We start from the raw sequence: 285 nt of genomic DNA, 5'->3' as shown, positions 1-285 counted from the left end.
AGCAGGCCTTCTACCTCGTGGGCGGTATCGACGACGTGCTCGAGGCCGCCAAGAGAATGACGGCGGCTGCCTGATGGCGGCCGCCGAGCCGCAGGATGCAGCCGGCGTCAAGACGCTCCGCGTCGAGCTGGTCACGCCCGAGGGCCCGGTCTACGCCGACGAGGCGCGCATGGTGATCGTGCCCGGCGAGGCCGGCGAGCTCGGCGTCCTGCCCCGGCACATGCCGCTCACCGCACGGCTCAAGCCGGGGGAGACTCGCGTGCAGAAGTCGCCCGACCAGTGGGC

1 pseudogene is annotated in these 285 nt (G+C 72.3%); it reads left to right on the top strand.

Going from position 1 to position 285, the window contains the following annotated elements:
• Window positions 1-73 precede the first annotated feature (73 nt).
• Window positions 74-285: pseudogene (locus FVA95_RS29650) on the top strand (hypothetical protein); the annotation flags it as partial.

Source organism: Pseudonocardia sp. EV170527-09 (assembly GCF_008369905.1).
In the GTDB taxonomy this organism is placed as follows: Bacteria; Actinomycetota; Actinomycetes; order Mycobacteriales; family Pseudonocardiaceae; genus Pseudonocardia.
This window is presented reverse-complemented; position numbering and strand designations above follow the sequence as displayed.